1 protein-coding gene is annotated in these 503 nt (G+C 47.3%); it reads left to right on the top strand.

Annotated features, from left to right (window positions below):
• A partial coding sequence (locus GFJ41_RS21055) for a fibrinogen-like YCDxxxxGGGW domain-containing protein (RefSeq protein ID WP_206001609.1) occupies window positions 1-503 on the top strand: 503 nt, incomplete at both ends.

The raw sequence follows: 503 nt of genomic DNA on the forward strand, positions 1-503 counted from the left end.
TGGGAGATATTGTCGTTCCCAAGCCAATACTTATAAATAACACCTACATAAACCCGGAGCTTGGAAAATATCATGCCAGGTTGAGATCAATCAGTCGAAGCTGCAGGGACATCAAGGAAAAATTTGGAGCTACAAATGATGGAATCTATTACCTAACAACATCAAACGGTGTGATGTACCAAACCTTCTGTGATATGACCACGGCTGGAGGTGGCTGGACATTGGTGGCCAGTGTGCACGAGAACAATATCAATGGACATTGCACTTCCGGTGACCGCTGGTCAAGCGAGCAGGGTAGTGATCCCAAACGGCCTGATGGTGAAAGAAACTGGGTGAACACTGCCACGTTTGGTACTGCAGAAGGGGCTACCAGTGATGACTACAAGAATCCTGGTTTCTATGACATTCCTGCAGAGGACGTGTCAGTGTGGCATGTTCCTAATGATGCTCAGCTTCAAACCTGGGCTAGCACTGCAATCCTGCGCTATCACACTGAAACCAAT

This window comes from Paraclostridium dentum, assembly GCF_012922555.1.
Classification (GTDB): domain Bacteria; phylum Bacillota; class Clostridia; order Peptostreptococcales; family Peptostreptococcaceae; genus Paraclostridium; species Paraclostridium dentum.